Source organism: Undibacterium paludis, assembly GCF_022568815.1.
Taxonomy (GTDB): domain Bacteria; phylum Pseudomonadota; class Gammaproteobacteria; order Burkholderiales; family Burkholderiaceae_D; genus Undibacterium.
The window spans coordinates 1-908 of sequence record NZ_JAKZHX010000055.1 but is presented as its reverse complement, the minus strand read 5'-3'; the positions used below and the strand labels follow the sequence as shown (position 1 = coordinate 908).

The 908-nt window shown below is 57.9% G+C and carries 1 protein-coding gene; it reads right to left on the bottom strand.

Annotated elements, in window-relative coordinates:
* The coding region (locus LZ463_RS28885; RefSeq protein ID WP_241459777.1) for a hypothetical protein at window positions 1-908 on the bottom strand (908 nt) is incomplete at both ends.

The window sequence follows — 908 nt, the reverse complement described above, 5'->3', positions numbered from 1 at the left end:
AGACTGATATTGGTCGGCGCCGCATTGATACCGGTGGAGATGACAGTCGTGCTGTTATTGAGCACCGCACTGGCAATCCCGTCATTGGCACTGATGGTAAAAGTCGTGGTCTCTGTCCCACCGACCGGCACCCGTCCCGCCGCAGGCTGGAACACCAGGCCACGGATGGCCGCCTGTACTGCTGCAGGGCTGCCTGCTGCATGGGTATAGGTCAGGCCACCATCGGCGGTTGAGAAGCCTGTGGCTGCCAGTGAAGCGGCCGTGAACGCGCCTTTGGCGGCGACATCGAGGCTGATGATGATGGTTTCGGAAGCGCCGACATCAGGATCAGTGATGGTGACGCCGGTAAAGGGGGAGACCGTGGTGGTTTCTGTCACGGTCTGGCCGGCGACGGTGCCGCCGATGGTCGGGGCCACATTGTTACCCGTGACGGTAACGGGGTTGCCAAACAGGTCAGCGATGACGACAGCCACAGCAGCTCCGGTATTCCAGTCTTCCAGCATGCCGATGTTATAGGTGGTGCTGTCGGTGGAAGAGGTGCCATCCTTGTTCAACCTCAATGCCAGCGCCGTCTTGTCGTTGGCACTCATGGTCATGGTGAAGCTGGTGTTGGAGGTGATGTCGACGTTCGGCGTGTTAGTCAGGGTGTAGTTGAAGGCCCCTTGTCCCAGGAAACGGATACGGTTGGCAGTGATGTCATTGTTCGCACCTGCCAGTGACAGGAAGTTGTTACCTGTCACCACCAGCACACCAGTGGCGACGTTATAAGTCGCAGAGGTGACGGTCGGCGCCACCACATTGCTGACGGTAATGCCATTACCTGTCAAATCTGCAATGACAACAGCAGCGTCAGCACCGGCATTCCAGTCTTCAGCAGCAATCAGGTTATAAGTGTTGACACTGGTGGA